This window comes from Neolewinella xylanilytica, from assembly GCF_002934605.1.
Classification (GTDB): domain Bacteria; phylum Bacteroidota; class Bacteroidia; order Chitinophagales; family Saprospiraceae; genus Neolewinella; species Neolewinella xylanilytica.
In genome coordinates this window covers 758,425-775,243 of the sequence record NZ_PTJC01000005.1, presented here as the reverse complement: position 1 = coordinate 775,243, position 16,819 = coordinate 758,425, and the positions used below count along the sequence as shown (strand labels likewise).

The following is a 16,819-nucleotide window of genomic DNA, read 5'->3' as shown; positions in this document are numbered from 1 at the left end:
CACCCACTACATCCCGCCATGCTCCGCACCATCTTGTTTCTCCTCGCCACCCTACCCCTGGCGGCCCAGACCTCCGTTACCCTCAGCGGTACGGTCACCGATGCCACCTCCGGCGAGCAACTCGCCGGGGTCAACGTCTACCTACCGACAACCACCACCGGCGTACAGACGAACGGCTACGGCTTCTACAGTCTCACCCTACCCGCGGACAGCCGCCGCGTCGTCTTCAGCTACCTGGGCTACCGCAGCGATACGGTAAGGATCGGCGGTGATCCGGACCGGTTGGACATCGCCCTGCAACCGGCCGGCGAGCAACTCACCACCGTGGAAGTCACCGCACGCAACGACGCGGCCGCACGCGCCAGCGCCGGGGTGCACCAGCTGGATCCCCGGGCCGTGGCCGTCAACCCGGTGCTGCTGGGCGAAAAGGACGTTTTCAAAGCATTACAGCTCCTCCCGGGCGTTGCCAACCCCCGGGAAGGATTCGGTGGCCTGTTCGTGCGCGGAGGAACGCCCGGGCAGAATTTGATTCTTTTGGACGGCGCGCCCGTTTACAACGCCTTCCACCTGTTCGGCTTTCTCTCGGTCTTCAATTCGGACGCCCTACAGGGAGTGACCCTCTACAAGGGGCAGTACCCGGCCCGCTTCGGCGGTCGCGTGTCCTCCGTGGTCGACCTGCGGATGAAGGAAGGCAACCGCAAGGAATGGCACGGCCGGGGCGGCATCGGCCTGCTCTCCTCCCGCCTCACGCTGGAGGGGCCCATCGGTAAGAGCGAGAAGGTCAGCGTGCTGCTCTCCGGCCGCCGGACCTACCTCGATCTACTCTACACTGCCCTGAGCGGCGAGAAAGACAAGCTCTACTTCTACGATGGTAATTTCAAGGTCAACTACCACCTCGACGACCGCCAGCAAGTGTTCGTCAGCGGCTACCTGGGGCAGGACCGCTTCTCCTTCCAGGACGAATACGGCGGTGCGGAGCAGACCGACGGCTTCGACTGGGGGAACCGCACCCTGACGGTCCGCTACAACCGGCAACTCGGGGAGCGGGCGTTCCTGAACGTGACGGGCATCCGTACTGCCTTCGATTTTACCGTCGAGAACGAGGAAGTTACCCGCGACCGGCTCTACCGGGTTACCTACCGCAGCGGCATCCGGGATCTGGGACTACAGGCCGATCTAGACTACTTCCTGTCGAACCGCCACACCCTGCGCGCCGGCGCCTCCGCTACCGACCACGACTTCACGCTGATCACCAGTGCCGAGGTCACGGACATGGAGGGTGGCCGGGCCGACGGGGCCGATACGGTACGCGCCCTGGAACTGACCGCCTACCTCGAGGACGAGTTCACCGTTTCGCCCCGGCTGACGGCTAACTACGGACTCCGCTTCACCCGCTTTACGCCCCGGTCCGGCCGGAGCTACGCCGCCGCCGAACCCCGCCTTAACCTGACGTACCGACTCGACGACGCCTGGACCGCCACCGCCGGCTATGCCTACACGCGCCAGTACCTGCACCTGCTCTCGAATTCCGGCCCTACCCTGCCGACCAGCCTCTGGGTGCCGGCCTCGGAGGACGTCCGCCCCCAGTCCGGCCAGCTTTTCTCGGTGGGTGCCGCCTGGAGCCCGGACGCCGAAGCCTGGTCGGTGACGGGCGCGGTATTCTACCGGCTATTCAACGACATCATCGGGTATACGAACGGGGCCAGTTTCTTCCTGCTGGATGCCCTTAACGAGCCTGGCCAGACCAACCGTATCGACGTCGTCGATAACCTGACCTCCGGCCACGCCCGGGCCGGCGGATTCGAATTAGGCGGAACGTATACCGGTAGCCGCCTGCGGGCCTCGCTGGCCTATACCCTGTCCCGGGTCGATGAGCAACTCGACGGGGTCAACGACGACGATTACTACCCCGCCGCCCAGGACCGCCGCCACGACCTGACGCTGACCGCCCGCTACGACCTGCGGCCCAACTTGCTGATCTCCGCCAACTGGACGTACGGTAGCGGGGTACCGACATCGGTGCCCATCAGCGAGTACGGCTACAACGCCCTACCTGGATTTAGCAATACGGGGGGCAGACTAGCGGACTACGAGGAGCGCAATAACTACCGCATGACGGCCGTACACCGCCTCGACGTAGCCCTGAGGTGGCGACGGTCCCCGAAATGGGGGAAGGCCGTGTGGGAGCTTGGATTGTACAATGCTTACAGCCGGGCCAATCCCTTCTACGTCACTACGGAACGCGGCTTCCGGAGCAGCGGCCGGCGCTTGGTCCAGCGCGCCCTCTTTCCCGTGGTACCCAGCATTTCCTATAACTTCGAATTTTAATCCATGCGTTTCCTACTTTTCACGCTCTCCGTGTATGTCCTCCTCGCGGGCGGTTGTGTCGGCTTCTTCGAACGGGAGATCGAACTGGACGCCCTACCCTACGAGCGGCAGCTGGTACTCAACTGCCTCTTATCTCCGCAGGACTCGCTGATCCGGGCCGACGTCTTCGTAACCGCTCCGGCCGTCGGCACTCCACCGCCGGATTATCCTTCTAACGGGCTAGTGCAAGATGCACGGGTGACCTTGGTCGGCCCGGCTGGTAACCTCCCGTTTACATTTAACCCATCGGGATGGAATTGGACCTATGTACTGCGGCAGTCGGAGGCCCAACTGGAAGCCGGCCAGACCTACGAAGTGATCGCGGAGTGGGATGGGCTTACGGCGCGGGGTCGGACCACTATACCGGAGCTGGCTATTCCGCTAGAATCGATTGTCTTGGACACTATAGACGGCGATCAGGAGCAGCGCACCTCCGCTACCTGGCCTAACCAAGTTGGGGAACAGGATTACTATCACCTGTTCGTCGATCAAGTACCCCAACAAGGTTACGGAGGTGAACTACAGCGTTACACTGTCGATTACATCCACGGCCGTGATGCCCTGGGCCCCGAGATAACCAGCGACAATTTAAGTTCTCCTTCCGGCGGCGGATATGAAAGAACCGCCAACGTCTGCCAGACCACCCCAGCTACGTATAACTACCTACAAACGCGTGAAACCCTACAGAGCAATAACGATAATCCGTTCGCCGAGCCGACCACGGTGGCTAATAACATGGAGGAAGGATTGGGCCTGGTGGGCGCGAGTAACTGTTGGCAGTTCGACCTTTGATATTCGACCACCCTGCGCTTGGGCCAATTCGCGGTCACACCTAAAACCAAGGACGATGAGCAACTTTCCCTTCCCGGCACTCCTACGCCAACCAGCTTAAGCAGGACGATTATGACGCCGAGGTATACCAGGACTCCACCAAGCAAGCCACCTGGGCCACGTGGGTAGCCGCGGAGCTCGACCGCTACACCGCCTGCGCCGATAAGGTGCTCTTGGTACGTCGGCGCTGATGTACGTACCTGCTTCCGAAGTGAGTACGACGGACGGTTGATCGGGTATTGGCTCGTCGGACCGGTCCGGGAGCGACATTGCGCATTGGGCAACTACCCCGATGGCGTAACTTGACCGAACACCTATGGGAATAGTGGCTACCCAAGTTCAGAACCGCCATAAAATGCAACCGATAACTTCGGCTAACCCTTTCCAAACGATACGCTGCCGAACGGGTAGAAAAAGTGGCCGAAAACGCCTGAAGTAAAGCCTATGAAGACCATTGATACCAGAACGGATGTCCGTGATTTGGTGCACGCCTTTTACGCCAAGATCAGGAGCGACGAAACATTGGGCCCGATTTTCAACGGCCAGATCCCCGCGGAAAAATGGCCGGACCACCTTGACAAGCTGACCGATTTTTGGGAGACCAACCTGTTTGGGATCGCCAGGTTCAAGGGGAATCCAACGGCAAAACACCAGCGTGTCGATGCTAATTATGCCTATTCCATCGACCAGACGCACTTTGGAAGGTGGCTACAGCTATGGTTTGAAACCATTGACGAATCGTACGAAGGAGCGCTCGCCACGAAGGCAAAACAGGCCGCCCGAAAGATGGCTACCGGGCAGTTTCTAGCCATGTGGAGCAACCGACCCGCCAATAAGCAACACGCCGGTCCCGGGCTACTTTGACAGTACGGTAGTCGGCGAGGTATCAGATGCCTGGTGCAACCGTAGCTAGACCCTGCACGAAGCGGTTTAGCTTGGCTGATCGCCTATGGCGCAGCGGTGAAAATTTGGTCGCGGCTATCCTGGTTCAGATCAAGGCAGCAATTCGCCGTTGCCGCGAAGCGAAACGCAGCCCAACGCAAGCGTCGGATCCGGGAATCCACGCTTGAGTACGTGTCGGCTCCGTGGATTGGGTTAAGGATCCCGATCCCAAAGGCTAACGCCGAACCGGGAGAGCAGGAGATGAAAGCCCACCGCGAAGCAGCAGTTCCAGGTAAACCCCATTGTAAAGGGGGACTGGTCACCGCGGTGTACGGCTTGATGGACAATCGCGGGGCTCCGAAATAATGCGGAGCATCGAGGTCCAATTCGTAACGTCCCGATTGTTTTCATGGTGTACTTCGTTTACATCATCCGCTTAATCACCATACCATGAAAGAATTCATCCTCATTTTCCGCCACGAGAACGCCAACGGCCAGGTTTCCCCGGAACAGATGCAGCAGTGGATGCAGCAACAGAAAGCCTGGGTGGACGGCATCGCGGCGCAGAACAAATTCGTCGGCGGCACCGGGCTGCTATTCGACGGTGCCAAAGTCGTCGACCACAACAAGCTCGTTACCAACGGTCCCTACGGCGACATCAAGGAGACCCTCGGGGGTTACGTGATCGTCCGGGCGGAATCGGCCGAGGAAGCCGCCGAGTTCGCCAAGGGCACGCCCATCCTGGAGGGCACCGGCAATACGGTCGAAGTACGGGAGATCGTTACGCACTAAGACCTATTTTCAGCCCCGCCCGCGGGGCTTTTTTATGGAACCACGCGAACTCATACCGCATCTCTTCCGCCGGGAATACGGCAGGATCGTTTCCGTACTGGCCGGGCGCTTCGGGGTGGACCACCTGGACGCAGCCGAAGACCTGGCCAGCGAAACCTTCCTGACCGCAATGGAAACCTGGCCCTACCGGGGGATCCCGGAAAATCCGGTCGCCTGGCTGTATACCGTGGCCAGGAACAAGGCCAGCAACCACTTACAGCGGGAAAACCTGTTCCGCGAGAAAATCGCCGGGCAGCTGCTCCGCGAATCCACGGTCACGGAGCCGGACATCGACCTCTCCGACCGCAACATCACCGACCACCAGCTGCAAATGCTGTTCACCGTCTGCCATCCGTCCGTTCCGCAATCGGCGCAGATCGCACTCGCGCTCCGCGTGCTCTGCGGCTTCGGGATCGATGAGATCGCCGCCGCTTTTCTGACCAATAAAGACACCGTCAACAAGCGCCTGCACCGGGCAAAACGAAAACTGCGGGACCACGCCGTACAACTGGAAGTGCCCGCCGACGCCCGTCTGGCCCCGCGGCTGGAAAGCGTGCTCCGCACCCTCTACCTCCTGTTCAGCGAAGGCTACTACAGCGAGCGGAACGACGCGATCGTCCGCAAGGAATTATGCCTCGAGGCCGTACGGCTCACCTACCTGCTGCTGGGTAATCCCTCCACGGACACCCACGCGTCCAACGCCCTGCTATCGCTGATGTGCTTTCATTCCTCCCGTCTGGACGCGAGACTTTCGGACGCCGGCGAACCGGTGCTGTACCGTGACCAAGATACCACCCGCTGGGATACCGCCCTGATCGAAAAGGGATTCTATTACCTGCAGCGCGCCTCGCAATGGGAGGTAGTTTCCAAATACTACCTCGAAGCCAGCATCGCCTATTGGCATACGGTACAAGGTGACAGCCGGGAAAAATGGGAGAGCGTGTTGTCGCTCTACGATGCCTTGCTTACGGTCGATCCAACGCCGCTCGCGCAGTTGAACCGCCTCTACGCACTTGCGAAGGTCCGGGGAAATGCCGCGGCCCTGCGGGAAGCCGAAGGCCTGCCGCTGCACGACAATCATTTCTACCACCTCCTCCTGAGTGAGCTCACCGAGGATACGGACCCGACGGCGGCGCTGGAATCGCTGCGGGCGGCCTACCGATACTGCGGCACCGAGACGGAGCGGGTATTTATTGCCGCCAAAATGGAGCGGCTGGCCACGCAGTTGCGGACGCGGTAGGAGCCATCCGGACTTGCCGCTTAAACAGCGTACCTTTTCGCAAATCAACCTTCTGCCGATGCTACCCCGCGTGTCCCTCGCCTCGCTTATCCTGCTGTTTTCCCTCGGCCTCACCGCCCAGACCGCCACCAGCCAGGACTCCCCTCCCCTGACCACGGCCGATCCGGCTACGGTGGGTATGTCAGCCGAACGGCTGGCGCGGATCGACGAGATGCTGACCACCGCCATCGAGGAGGACGAGGTGCCCGGGGCGGTGGCCCTGGTAGCCCGGCGGGGGAAGATCGTCTACCATAAGGCCTTCGGGGACGCCAGTGCCGACGGGGAAGAACTGGAACGAGACGCCATTTTCCGTATCGCTTCCCAGACCAAGGCCATCACCTCCACCGCCGTGATGATGCTGTGGGAGCAGGGGCTGTTCCAGCTGGACGATCCGATCGCCAACTACTTGCCCGTGTTCGCCGAAACCGGGGTGCTCGATACCCTCTACGAGGACGGCACCTTTGAGACCCGGCCGGTATCCACCCCCATCACCATTCGCCACCTGCTGACCCACACTTCCGGACTGGGCTACGGCGTCATCGACGGGGACCCCCGCTTCAAGCGGATGTACGACGAGGCCGGCGTCACCGATCTCTTCACCACCGAGGAAATCACGATCGAGGAGAGCGTCCGTAAGCTCGCTACCCTACCCCTGCACCACGATCCGGGAAGCAAATACACCTACAGCGAAGGACTGGACGTACTGGGCTACTTCATTGAGGTGCTATCCGGCATGCCCTTAGACGAATACTTCCGTACCCACATCTTCGAGCCCCTGGGCATGGAGGATACCTGGTTCTACCTGCCGGAGGATAAGTACGATCGCTTGGTATCCATCCAGCGGCCGACGGACGACGGCTGGGAGAACTACCCTACGACCTTCTACGACCCGGACTATCCGATCAAAGGCGCCCGTAGCTTCTTCTCCGGTGGGGCCGGCCTGTCCAGCACGGCCGAGGATTACGCTACCTTCCTCCAGCTGTACCTCAACGGGGGCGAGCTGAACGGCGTCCGGCTACTCAGCCGGACCACGGTAGAGGCGATCCTATCCAACCAGATCGGTCGCCTCCGGGGCCCGGGGGCCGACTATGGACTGGCCTTCGGACTGGTCAACGAAACGGGGGAAAGTCTGGGCGGCAAGAGCAGTGCGGGCACCTTCGAGTGGGGTGGCTACTTCAACACCCAGTACTTTGCCGACCCGGAGGAGGAACTTATCGGCATTCTGATGAAGCAGACGCAGGCTACGTCGAAGGATCAGACCGCCTGGAAGTTTCGCATTTTGGTCGGGGCGGCGATAGCCGACTAAGCGCCTACTTGGATGAAAAAGCCCACCAAAGCCAAATTACGGGCCCGCGCCGCGGACCGGGTGGCCTTCGCGGAAGGCGTGCGCCGGGATTACCTGAACTGGAAGCTGGACCCTATCCGGACCGATTCCGGTCTCGGCTACCTCATTCACGAGGCGGGTACGGGTATCCGGCCACGGCCCGGACACCGGGTGGAGGTACACTACGTGGGTATGCTGGAGTCCCGGGAGGGGATTTTCGAGGAGTCGTTCAGCAACCCGCGGGGCGTCCGCTTCGTGGTCGGCGCGGGGGAAATCATCCCGGGATGGGACGAGGCCATGGGCCTGCTGCGGTGGGGCGACGAGGCGACGCTGTTTATCCCCTCCGCCCAGGCGTACGGTCCGCAGGGGCGCGGCAAGGCGATTCCCCCAAATAGCGATCTGATCTTTTACGTGGAGATCGTTTCGGTGGGTTGACCTGCCACCTGCGCTCCGTCGCCCGTAAGCGCCCCTGCATTTACCTGATGCGGGTCGGTAGGATTTCCGGTCATCCTACATGTAGCAGAATGCCGTGTAACAAACGCTGTCGAAGTCGCATGAAGGCCACAAAGACGCTACACTATGATCACTACGCGCTTCCGCCCTTTGCTGCTCGGCCTCCTGGTTTTTGCCCTACCGAATCTATTGTCCGCGCAATTGGCCTACGCGCTGGAGATCGAGGATATCGCCGGGGAGCTTTCCGCTGTTGGTTATGAGGACCAGATCAAGATCTGCAGTTTCTCCTACGGCATTTCCTCCGATGCGGGGTCGGGAAGGGTTAGCCCGTCGGTCACCCAGGGTGCCTTTCTACTCGGTAAATCAACGGACCGGGCTACTCCCTTTCTATTCGCAGCGGTGGCTAGGATTAGGCGATTCGACGAGGTGACGCTCACGGCTTACCGGGAAGGCGCGGGGAATCAGGTGATCATGATCTTCGAGTTCACCAATGTGGTATTTACGAAATTTGAAACCGGGGCGGAGGGCAGCGAAGGCATAGACGAAGTGATCGGCTTGCTCGCCGAGGAAGTCGAAATAACGTACCGTTACTACGGCAACGATGGCGCACTTGCTGGGACCTACGTCGAGCGCTTCAATTTTGCCGACGGGATATGATACTGGATAGCGGCACAGTTATTCGTCTAGCCTTCCTGATCGGTTGGCTACCGGTGACGTCCACCTCGCTATGGGCTCAGACCACCTCCCTTTCCAGCCCGTCCGTGACGACGCTCTCACTTTCCCACGCCGGAGCGATTGCCGAAGTCAGCGTGCCCCCCACTACGCTGGCTGACGAATTGAGCGGTTGCGGCATTACTCTCAGCCCGCCGCTGCCGTTGATGCCTACCGAACTCACGGCCACGCGGGAGACCGCCACGACGGTTCACCTTACCTGGGAGACGGAAGTGAGCGCCGACGACTATGCCTGGACCCTGCAGCGTCAACTCGATGTGGAGGCGGGCTTTACCACCATCCAATCCTTGTCGCCCGCGCTGATAGCAGTCAGAAACTACACCGACCAAAACAACCACTACGGGGTCTCGTACTACCGCTTGCGGGGCGAGTCCGCGGACCGGGTAGAACGGATCAGTCGGGTAGTTTCCGTCGATAACGCCTTTGCATTGGACGGACTGCAGGTTTATCCCAATCCGCTCCGCCAGCACGGTAGCGTGGAACTGCCCGAAACAATGCGTGCTTTCGCATTACAACTCTTCAATTCATTCGGGCGGCGGGTATGGTCCGGAAATTACCCGGCCGGGTCCGCAAATCCGGTTGACCTTCGGTTTCCCGACCTGCCGCACGGCGTGTACCAGCTGCAGTGGCTGGTGAACGACGAGGTACGGGCGACGGAGCGGGTGGTGATTATCCGGTAGTCCGTTGCCAGAGGAGGTATTCCTGCAATCCAGCGGGTCGCCCCCCGATCAACGGCCATCCCCCGGTGCTTTCTATGGCGGGTCAGAATTTCGGCCACTTCTTCGTAGTTGCCTACCACCTGCGCAGGAGATCCGGCCCATGGCTTCCACGACACCACCGGGCTCACGCTCGTTCATCTCCATGGGGACGCCATGTTCTACCGGATGGCGACGAGGCTATCTTATTCCAAAGGGGCTGGCTTTTTATTGCGGCGGAGCGCGGGAGACAAGACTTCTCGGAAAAGGCTGCCCTACCATACCCATCATCCTGGCAATGCTCCCGCCACCGCTTATTTTCACGGTTAATGAAACGATCGATCCTTGTCGTCGGCATACTAGCCCTGCTGGTCGGCTGCAGACCCGGCGAGCCGGCTCCTGCCGAGCGGGAAGGGTCCAGTAGCGGGTCACCGCAAACAACAAGGATCGACCCGCTTTCGGCAGCACCATCGCCACTCGACCGATTTGTCGACACCGAATACCGCTACGCGGACGTCGCCGGTCACACCGCGCTAGTACAGAATAGTCTGCCCAAGGGGGGAAGCTCCATCGACCCCGGCGGAGCGGTGGGGTACACCGATCCCACCGGCATACACTACGGGGTGGGTGTTTTCTGGAGCCGCATAGTGAACACAGCGGACCGCCCCCTTGCGGTATCCCTGGAATTTCCGGGGGATTCCATTCCCTTCCCCACGGCACCCGGTACCTACGTCCGCCTGACCCTTCCCGGCGATACGATGTCGCTCGACAAGCTTTCCGACTTCAACTACGGGGTCGGGGGCCTGCGGGAACACCTGGATCACACCTTCCGGAAGACGACGCGAGGGGAGCGTATCATCCCGCCCGGCGGGGAAGCCCTCATCTATACCGCCATGGTCGTACACCGGCCGCTGGACGGCACGATCCGCAGTGGCCTGCAGGTGTCGCCGGGGGGCGAGCTGACATACCACGTAAAACTGGCCTCTTTCCATACGGCCACGGTGCCGGCCGGGCGGCTGGCGTTCCGGCACTGAGATCGGATTATCCAGCTACCTGCGCTCCGCCGCAAAAACATTCTACCGTACCCGCCCCCTGCGACCGCGCGGTTGGTCAGCGGAGACACGGCTTCGGTCGATGGCTTTTGCGGAAACGCAGGAGAGGTGCTTTTTTTGGTCATTCATCCAAACCTTTCGTTTGATTCATCTGATTCCCTTGCGGTCTGTCCGGATCCTGCTGTCGGTCGTGGTGGCCGCTTGCTGGCTAGGCTGCGGCAACGACCGGATTGACGTCCCGCCATCGCCCTACCCCATTAGTCCCGATGCGTTCTCGGTGGATACGCTGGCCGGGGGCTTCACGATCCCCTTCGGGGTGGCCGTGGTGGAAGAGGACGAATACTACATCACCGACCGGGTGGGCCAATTATTCCACTACACCGCCGGTGCGCTGAAGGAGGTAAACGGAATGCCGGCGGTGGCCACCTTCGGCACCCCGGGCCTCGCCGCGATCCTGCACGGCGGCTTGATGGACGTGAGCCTGCACCCCGCCTACCGGGATAACGGCCTCCTCTTCGCTTCCTACCTGGATACGGAGGGATTTGCCCGCGTGAGCCGCTTCCGGATCGAGGACGGTAGGGCCGTCGCGTTCGACACGATTTTCTCGACCCGGCAGCCCAATTGGTCCGGGAACGGCATGCGCATCGTCTGGCAGGATTCCACCCACTTCTTTCTCAACGTCGGTAATTCCGACTTCTCCTCGGCCGCCCACCCGGTGCTGTACGCCCAGGACATGAGCAGCGACGCCGGTAAAATCCACCGCCTGCTCGCCGATGGCTCCGTGCCGCCGGACAATCCGGTCTTCCCCGGCCTAACCGGTCCCACCACCGTATGGAGCTACGGCCACCGCGACGTGCAGGGGCTGGTGTACGAGCCCTTGACGCAGACTCTCCTTGGTATCGAGCACGGCCCCAAGGGGGGGGATGAATTCAACCTCATCAAGCGGGGCGGGAATTACGGCTGGCCCCTCTTTAGCTACGGCATCGATTACGACGGGGGGCCGGTCTCCATGATTACCGAGGACTCCGCGGCCACCTTCACCGTCTTGCCGGAACACTACTGGACCGTTCCGACCGACTACGGCGGACAAGCCCTGGCACCCGCCTGCCTGCTGCAGGTCGACGAAAGCAACATCGCCGATTGGGACGGTTATTTTCTCTTCGGCTCGCTGGCCTACCGCAGACTGATGAAGTACGACCGCGCCACCGGGGAAACATTTGGCCTGGATCTTCCGGGCCGCGTCCGCACTCTGGCGCAACTGCCGGGCGGGGACATCCTGGCGCTGGTCGAACGCAACGACCTAAGTCAATCCAACGGGATGGTGCTGCGCATCGGTCGGTAATGCCCGGGATTAGCGCTACTTTACTGCAACGGGGCAATACTGCCCGCTACCGATCCGGCCGGGTTATAGAAAAAAGACCTACCCATGGGAAGAACGAATCCGTTTTCCACCACCTACGAGGAGGACACCCCGGATGAGGTACTTGTCCGCGACATCAACAACGGCAGCAAAGCATCGCTAAACGGCCTGATCCTGCGGCACCAGCCCTTCATTTACAACATCGCCTGGAAAATGGTGAACGATCCGGTGCAGGCGGAGGACCTGACACAGGAAGCGCTACTTAAGATCATTACCAATCTCGGTTCCTTCCACGGCCAAAGCTCCTTTCGGACGTGGGCCTACCGGATCGTCCGCAATCACTTCCTGAACGACCGGGTGAAACCCAGTAATCAATTCGCGGCAAGCTTCGAAGAGCTGGGTCAACTGCTCGATGGCAGTCCGGATGTTTCGCTCACCGCCGAGGAACGGGCGGAGAAGGCCGAGGTCATCGGGGAGGTGCGCCTGCAGTGTCTGTCGGGCATGCTACTCTGCCTGACCCGGGAACAGCGGCTGATCTACATCATCGGCGACATCTTCAACGCCGACCACCACGTCGGATCGGAGATCATGGAAATCTCCCGGGACAACTACCGGAAAAAACTGAGTCGGGCCCGCAAGGACCTGCACAACTTCATGCAGCATAAGTGCGGGCTGGTCGATAAAAGCAATCCGTGCCGCTGCCATAAGAAAGTGACGGTCGCCCTGGAGAGTGGGCGGGTGGATGCCAAAAACCTGCTCTACAACCGGAAGGAATTCTCCACCTTCAAAGCGGCCCTGGCGCCGGACGCCGACTACCTCGTCGACGAGTCCGAGCAACTGTATACCGAGCTGCACCGACAGCACAGCTACCAGACCACCTTCGAGAAGAAAAACTTCCTGGAACTCATCCTGGAAAGCCCGCAGTGGCGGGGACGGCTGCATCTCGACTGATTTTTTCTCCGAAGTGGTCACAGTTGGGAAAAGCGCTTGTCTAAGGGACAAACAGCGCTTTTCCGACCATGCTCCTAATCATCCGAATCTCCCTGGTGCTCTACGGCTTCATCGCCCTGGGAACGGGCTACCTGGGCGTCACCGCTTCCTTCGAACCGGGGACGTCGCCGATGGAGGATAATAACCACCGCTTCGTGGCGGCCATTTGGGCGTCGATGTCGCTGGCCTTCTTCTACGTCGCCTGGAATCCTTCGGAAGCAGCCCTTTTTCGCTTCCTCATGGTGGCGCTCTTCCTTGGCGGACTGGTGCGGGCGATCGCCCTGAGGCATTATCCCCCCACCTCATTCATCCTTTTCGGTATCGCGATCGAATTAATTCCCACGGCGGTGCTGCTGTGGATGCATACCCGACTGCTGCATACCGGCTCCCTTTGACATCCCCCAAAATGAACGCAATGAATACCCCGAAATTAACCGTACTGATCACCGGCGGTGGCTCCGGCATCGGCCTCGCGCTCGCCCGGAAATTCCTCGAGCAAGGCCATACCGTGCTGATTACCGGACGCAACCGCGGTAAACTGGAAGGGGTAAAAAAGGCATTACCGGCCATTCACATTTATCCGGGAGACGTGACCCGGGAGGAGGACGTCCGCCGGCTTGTCGACCATACCCAAGCGGCATTTGGCGGGATCGATATCCTGGTCAACAACGCGGGCATCATGAACCTGGTGGACACGGGCGACGAAAGCAATGACCTACGAAAGCAATTCGCCGAGATCTCAATCAATTTCCAGGCGCCCATCCAAATGCTCCATTCATTCCTGCCCCAGCTGAAAAAGAGTCCGTACGCGACCCTGATCAATGTTTCTTCGGGCCTCGCCTACGTCACTTACGCCCAGGCCCCGGTGTATTCCGGCACGAAAGCGGCGCTCCATTTTTGGACGCAGGCGATTCGTCCCCAACTAAAAGTGCACGGTATACGGGTGGTGGAACTACTTCCCCCGGTGGTGGCCACGCAGCTCGCGCACGACGCGGACTTACGGGACGATAACCTGAAACCGATGCCGGCGGAAAAACTGGCGACGCTCTTCTGGAAAGACTTCACGAAGGGACGGGAGGAGATCACGCCCGGGATTTCGCGACTACTAAAAATAATGAGTCGGGTAGCCCCCAAATTCATTTTTCGCCAGCTCAATAAACGGCCGATACCTACTACGGAATCATGAAAAATATACTCGCCTACGTAGGCACCATCGCCACCGCCGCTTTTTTGGGCAATATGCTCGTCATCGGCCTGGGGTACGGGCTGTACTGGCAGTCGCTCTCGCCCCAGGTATTCACGGAGCAGTTCACGCTGCAGTTTCCCTACCTCCTGCCGCCCACCATGGGCTTGTTGCTGCCCGCCCTGCTCTCCAGTATCGTCCTGGTTATCATCTCCCGGGGTGAGCCGGTCATTCGCCGGCGTTGGGCCATCGTCCTCGGTGGCATCGTGATCGCCTGCACCATCACGGCTGTCTATCACCTCCCCACCAACTTCGGATTCATGGACGGTAGGTATTCAGCGGGGGAAACGGTGAGCAAGCTACGCACCTGGGTCCTCCTGCACTGGGTACGCACCGCCGTGGTGTTGATCTCCTCCGTATACGCCGTTAAGGCAATCCACTCACCCGAATAATTCGAAATGGACAATTTTACCATCCTCAACATGCAGGCCGCCGCGGGCCTGCTCACCTTTTACCTGGCCTTCCGCTGGTACGTCTTCCCCCGCCTCGGCCGACTGGGTATCCACGAAGCGCTCGTACCGATGGTACTGATTCATGGCCTCCGCTACCTGGGCATGGTATTCATGGTCGACACCCAGGTGTACGACGCCTTTCCCGACGATCTGGCCTTTACGGTAGGTATGTGGGATTATACCACGGCCCTGCTGGCCATCGTCACCGCCATCGCGCTGCGGCGGCGTTGGGCCTATGCCATTCCCCTGGTGTGGTTCTTCAACGTATTCGGCTTTACCGATTTGCTGGTCGCTTTTCCGCGGGTATTCGGTATCGGATTCTACAACTACGATATCGGCACGATGTGGTGGGCCTTCGTCACCATCGGGGTCGTCAACGTCATCAGCCACGTTTACATCTTCAGCCGATTAATAACGCATTTGAAAAACAGGAAGCATGCATAAGCGGGTCAGACAATTCGCCATTCTAATCCTTTTCATCACGGTTGCCTTCGCGACGCATGCGCAGGAAATTTACCCGGGTAAAGCGACTCCCGTGGAATCGGACATTTCCGCCGCATTTCCCTTCGAATCAAAATTCATACCGCTCGGAGCGGATACGGTGCACTACGTCGAATCCGGGCAAGGCGACCCGGTACTGCTGCTGCACGGTTTACCGGCCAATCTCTATTTATGGAGAAACATTATCCCCGCCATCGATAGTAACAAACGGGTGATCGCCATCGACTTCCTTGGCTTCGGGAAGTCCAGTTTTCCGGCCGACCGGAATGTTTCCGTGGAGGTGCAGTACAGGATGTTGACCGACTTCATTGCGGCGAAGGGACTGAAGAACGTCACGCTTTTCGTCCAGGATATCGGCTCCATTGCCGGTATGCTCTATACCATCCGGGAACCCGGGAACGTAAAGGGCATCGCCCTCTTCGAGGCTCCCTTCATGCCCGCGGCGGTGATGTACGACCAGCTCCCCGTTAGCTTCCGGGCCTTTATGCGCCTTACCCGCACCCGAAAGGGCAATGAAAGCTGGATGGTGCGGAGGAACTTCGCCGGCAAAAAGCTGGCGGTCAATTTCTTCACCGGCCGGAAACTGCCCAAGGAGGCCTACGCCTACTATACCGAACCCTGGTCGGAGGAAGAACGCCGGTACGCCACCACTAACGGCCCCGATCCGGCCGTGCTGTCCTACACCAAGGGGAAGGGAGAAAGTGCCTTTGCTACCCTTCTGGATACCATCTCTGCGGGTATGAAAGAAACCACCGTGCCGATCCATTACTTCTATGCGAAAAAGGGATTGGTGAATCGCAAGCCCGCGGTGGAGTATGCCAGAACGCATTTCAAGCACGCCACCTTCGTGTATCTCGGCAAGGGAAAACACTTCCTGACGGAAAGTCACCCCCGGCAGATGAGTGCGCGGTTTAATGCGTGGTACCGGCAACGGTGAGGTGAGGAATAGCCCCGCGATCCGGCTAGTGGGCAACCCTTCACCCGCGCCCCGGCGCCAGAAAACCCTCCGCCAAGCGATACAACCGCCAGGCAACGACCGCCGGCCAGATTACCAGCAGCGTTCCGACGAGCCGCTCGTAGGCGCCATTCCAGCCATCGGGGATGAACGGCAAGGCCGGCGCGAGGAGGAGCCAGAGTACGGCCATCCACGCGGAAAAGTGCCGGGGAATGAGCCGGGCACCGTCCGGACCGAAGCTACCCAATACGTTCAGGATTAAAAAGAGGCCGGTCAGTATGTACACCAGCGTCATATGAATGTTGGTGCCCGGCCGCCCCGCGTACTGATTGTGCTCGGCGATGAGGATGATGTCGGTACCGATCAAGGCGGTGATGACGACGATCACCATCCACCGGGCCCCGCTGCGTTTGCGAGTGAAGCAGCCCGCGGCGAGCGCGAGGTAGCCGAGCCCCAGCAAGTCGAGTCCGGTATCCTGAATCCAGCCGTACTTGCCGATGGCCAGCATGCTGATGGTGTCGCTGATGGGGTCGTGCTTTTCGTGTACCATGATGCCGATCACATCGCTGGCCAGAACCGCCACGCAGCCGAGCATCGCGGTGGCCGCGGAGAATTTATACGCTTGCGGTTTATTCAAGTTGGCCTTTTTGTATCGATGGATCGGAACTCCGCCGCGGGCTTTCGGCAAAACACCGTCCCGCGAATGGTGGTCGGGGAGATGGCGGTGGCCAAAACGGGACGACCCCGTCCGGAGGTAAAGGTGCGGCTTTCCAATAAGAGTTGGCGCCCGCGCGGAACGCTTGGGGAGGGATAGCGGTATGGTGCAATCCTTTCGGCGTTTGGGTACGCCATTTTCCCGATTGCGGGCAAAA

18 protein-coding genes are annotated in these 16,819 nt (G+C 60.1%); 17 read left to right on the top strand and 1 reads right to left on the bottom strand.

What is annotated here, in order from left to right; genetic code table 11:
• Nucleotides 1–18: 18 nt before the first annotated feature.
• The 17 genes from CLV84_RS03105 to CLV84_RS03020 all read left to right on the top strand — a co-directional run bounded on the left by CLV84_RS03105 (nucleotide 19) and on the right by CLV84_RS03020 (nucleotide 15,929).
• Entirely contained in the window at nucleotides 19–2,328 is a 2,310-nt protein-coding gene (locus tag CLV84_RS03105; RefSeq protein ID WP_104418275.1) for a TonB-dependent receptor, read from the top strand.
• A 3-nt stretch (nucleotides 2,329–2,331) separates the two neighbouring features.
• Nucleotides 2,332–3,159: a DUF4249 family protein gene (locus CLV84_RS03100; RefSeq protein WP_104418274.1), complete on the top strand. Its 828-nt coding sequence runs from the start codon at nucleotides 2,332–2,334 to the stop codon at nucleotides 3,157–3,159.
• A gap of 483 nt (nucleotides 3,160–3,642) precedes the next feature.
• Nucleotides 3,643–4,062: a group III truncated hemoglobin gene (locus CLV84_RS03095; RefSeq protein ID WP_104418273.1), complete on the top strand. Its 420-nt coding sequence runs from the start codon at nucleotides 3,643–3,645 to the stop codon at nucleotides 4,060–4,062.
• Nucleotides 4,063–4,530: 468 nt separating this feature from the next.
• A complete protein-coding gene (locus CLV84_RS03085; RefSeq protein ID WP_104418271.1) occupies nucleotides 4,531–4,872 on the top strand; it encodes a YciI family protein in 342 nt (113 codons plus the stop codon).
• A 34-nt stretch (nucleotides 4,873–4,906) separates the two neighbouring features.
• Nucleotides 4,907–6,151: an RNA polymerase sigma factor gene (locus CLV84_RS03080; RefSeq protein WP_104418270.1), complete on the top strand. Its 1,245-nt coding sequence runs from the start codon at nucleotides 4,907–4,909 to the stop codon at nucleotides 6,149–6,151.
• 58 nt (nucleotides 6,152–6,209) lie between these two features.
• Nucleotides 6,210–7,496 (top strand): serine hydrolase domain-containing protein, encoded by a 1,287-nt coding sequence (locus CLV84_RS03075; protein ID WP_104418269.1) that lies wholly within the window; start codon nucleotides 6,210–6,212, stop codon nucleotides 7,494–7,496.
• A gap of 12 nt (nucleotides 7,497–7,508) precedes the next feature.
• Nucleotides 7,509–7,949, top strand: coding sequence for an FKBP-type peptidyl-prolyl cis-trans isomerase (locus CLV84_RS03070; RefSeq protein WP_104418268.1), 441 nt, complete (start codon nucleotides 7,509–7,511; stop codon nucleotides 7,947–7,949).
• Between the two features lie 144 nt (nucleotides 7,950–8,093).
• The gene (locus tag CLV84_RS03065; RefSeq protein WP_104418267.1) at nucleotides 8,094–8,624 is read left to right on the top strand and encodes an Hcp family type VI secretion system effector; all 531 of its coding nucleotides are present in this window, start codon (nucleotides 8,094–8,096) and stop codon (nucleotides 8,622–8,624) included.
• The gene (locus CLV84_RS03060; RefSeq protein WP_146088684.1) at nucleotides 8,621–9,379 is read left to right on the top strand and encodes a T9SS type A sorting domain-containing protein; all 759 of its coding nucleotides are present in this window, start codon (nucleotides 8,621–8,623) and stop codon (nucleotides 9,377–9,379) included. The genes CLV84_RS03065 and CLV84_RS03060 overlap by 4 nt, the downstream gene beginning before the upstream one ends.
• 344 nt (nucleotides 9,380–9,723) lie before the next feature.
• Nucleotides 9,724–10,428, top strand: a complete 705-nt coding sequence (locus CLV84_RS03055) for a hypothetical protein (protein WP_104418265.1) — start codon at nucleotides 9,724–9,726, stop codon at nucleotides 10,426–10,428.
• Between the two features lie 160 nt (nucleotides 10,429–10,588).
• Nucleotides 10,589–11,788: a PQQ-dependent sugar dehydrogenase gene (locus tag CLV84_RS03050; RefSeq protein WP_170067544.1), complete on the top strand. Its 1,200-nt coding sequence runs from the start codon at nucleotides 10,589–10,591 to the stop codon at nucleotides 11,786–11,788.
• Nucleotides 11,789–11,872: 84 nt separating this feature from the next.
• On the top strand, nucleotides 11,873–12,757 hold the full coding sequence (locus CLV84_RS03045) for an RNA polymerase sigma factor (RefSeq protein ID WP_104418263.1): 885 nt from the start codon (nucleotides 11,873–11,875) through the stop codon (nucleotides 12,755–12,757).
• 68 nt (nucleotides 12,758–12,825) lie between these two features.
• Nucleotides 12,826–13,191 carry a DUF4345 family protein gene (locus tag CLV84_RS03040; protein ID WP_104418262.1) on the top strand — a complete coding sequence of 122 codons (366 nt, stop codon included), beginning with the start codon at nucleotides 12,826–12,828 and terminating at the stop codon, nucleotides 13,189–13,191.
• A 20-nt stretch (nucleotides 13,192–13,211) separates the two neighbouring features.
• Nucleotides 13,212–13,982 (top strand): SDR family oxidoreductase, encoded by a 771-nt coding sequence (locus CLV84_RS03035; RefSeq protein WP_170067543.1) that lies wholly within the window; start codon nucleotides 13,212–13,214, stop codon nucleotides 13,980–13,982.
• The gene (locus CLV84_RS03030; protein ID WP_104418260.1) at nucleotides 13,979–14,431 is read left to right on the top strand and encodes a DUF1772 domain-containing protein; all 453 of its coding nucleotides are present in this window, start codon (nucleotides 13,979–13,981) and stop codon (nucleotides 14,429–14,431) included. Before CLV84_RS03035 ends, CLV84_RS03030 begins: the two co-directional genes overlap by 4 nt.
• Before the next feature lie 6 nt (nucleotides 14,432–14,437).
• On the top strand, nucleotides 14,438–14,935 hold the full coding sequence (locus CLV84_RS03025; protein ID WP_104418259.1) for a hypothetical protein: 498 nt from the start codon (nucleotides 14,438–14,440) through the stop codon (nucleotides 14,933–14,935).
• Entirely contained in the window at nucleotides 14,928–15,929 is a 1,002-nt protein-coding gene (locus tag CLV84_RS03020; protein ID WP_104418258.1) for an alpha/beta fold hydrolase, read from the top strand. Before CLV84_RS03025 ends, CLV84_RS03020 begins: the two co-directional genes overlap by 8 nt.
• Nucleotides 15,930–15,969: 40 nt before the next feature.
• Here CLV84_RS03020 and CLV84_RS03015 read toward each other — a convergent pair whose 3' ends face one another.
• Nucleotides 15,970–16,584: a DUF998 domain-containing protein gene (locus CLV84_RS03015; RefSeq protein ID WP_170067542.1), complete on the bottom strand. Its 615-nt coding sequence runs from the start codon at nucleotides 16,582–16,584 to the stop codon at nucleotides 15,970–15,972.
• Nucleotides 16,585–16,819 lie beyond the last annotated feature (235 nt).

Excerpts from the sequence above, each read along its gene's own strand:
- CLV84_RS03065 (WP_104418267.1), top strand. The coding sequence starts at position 8,094 with ATGATCACTACGCGCTTCCGCCCTTTGCTGCTCGGCCTCCTGGTTTTT.
- CLV84_RS03055 (WP_104418265.1), top strand. The coding sequence starts at position 9,724 with ATGAAACGATCGATCCTTGTCGTCGGCATACTAGCCCTGCTGGTCGGC.
- CLV84_RS03025 (WP_104418259.1), top strand. The coding sequence starts at position 14,438 with ATGGACAATTTTACCATCCTCAACATGCAGGCCGCCGCGGGCCTGCTC.
- CLV84_RS03080 (WP_104418270.1), top strand. The coding sequence starts at position 4,907 with ATGGAACCACGCGAACTCATACCGCATCTCTTCCGCCGGGAATACGGC.
- CLV84_RS03105 (WP_104418275.1), top strand. The coding sequence starts at position 19 with ATGCTCCGCACCATCTTGTTTCTCCTCGCCACCCTACCCCTGGCGGCC.
- CLV84_RS03060 (WP_146088684.1), top strand. The coding sequence starts at position 8,621 with ATGATACTGGATAGCGGCACAGTTATTCGTCTAGCCTTCCTGATCGGT.
- CLV84_RS03040 (WP_104418262.1), top strand. The coding sequence starts at position 12,826 with ATGCTCCTAATCATCCGAATCTCCCTGGTGCTCTACGGCTTCATCGCC.
- CLV84_RS03030 (WP_104418260.1), top strand. The coding sequence starts at position 13,979 with ATGAAAAATATACTCGCCTACGTAGGCACCATCGCCACCGCCGCTTTT.
- CLV84_RS03075 (WP_104418269.1), top strand. The coding sequence starts at position 6,210 with ATGCTACCCCGCGTGTCCCTCGCCTCGCTTATCCTGCTGTTTTCCCTC.
- CLV84_RS03035 (WP_170067543.1), top strand. The coding sequence starts at position 13,212 with ATGAATACCCCGAAATTAACCGTACTGATCACCGGCGGTGGCTCCGGC.
- CLV84_RS03070 (WP_104418268.1), top strand. The coding sequence starts at position 7,509 with ATGAAAAAGCCCACCAAAGCCAAATTACGGGCCCGCGCCGCGGACCGG.
- CLV84_RS03095 (WP_104418273.1), top strand. The coding sequence starts at position 3,643 with ATGAAGACCATTGATACCAGAACGGATGTCCGTGATTTGGTGCACGCC.
- CLV84_RS03085 (WP_104418271.1), top strand. The coding sequence starts at position 4,531 with ATGAAAGAATTCATCCTCATTTTCCGCCACGAGAACGCCAACGGCCAG.
- CLV84_RS03020 (WP_104418258.1), top strand. The coding sequence starts at position 14,928 with ATGCATAAGCGGGTCAGACAATTCGCCATTCTAATCCTTTTCATCACG.
- CLV84_RS03100 (WP_104418274.1), top strand. The coding sequence starts at position 2,332 with ATGCGTTTCCTACTTTTCACGCTCTCCGTGTATGTCCTCCTCGCGGGC.
- CLV84_RS03045 (WP_104418263.1), top strand. The coding sequence starts at position 11,873 with ATGGGAAGAACGAATCCGTTTTCCACCACCTACGAGGAGGACACCCCG.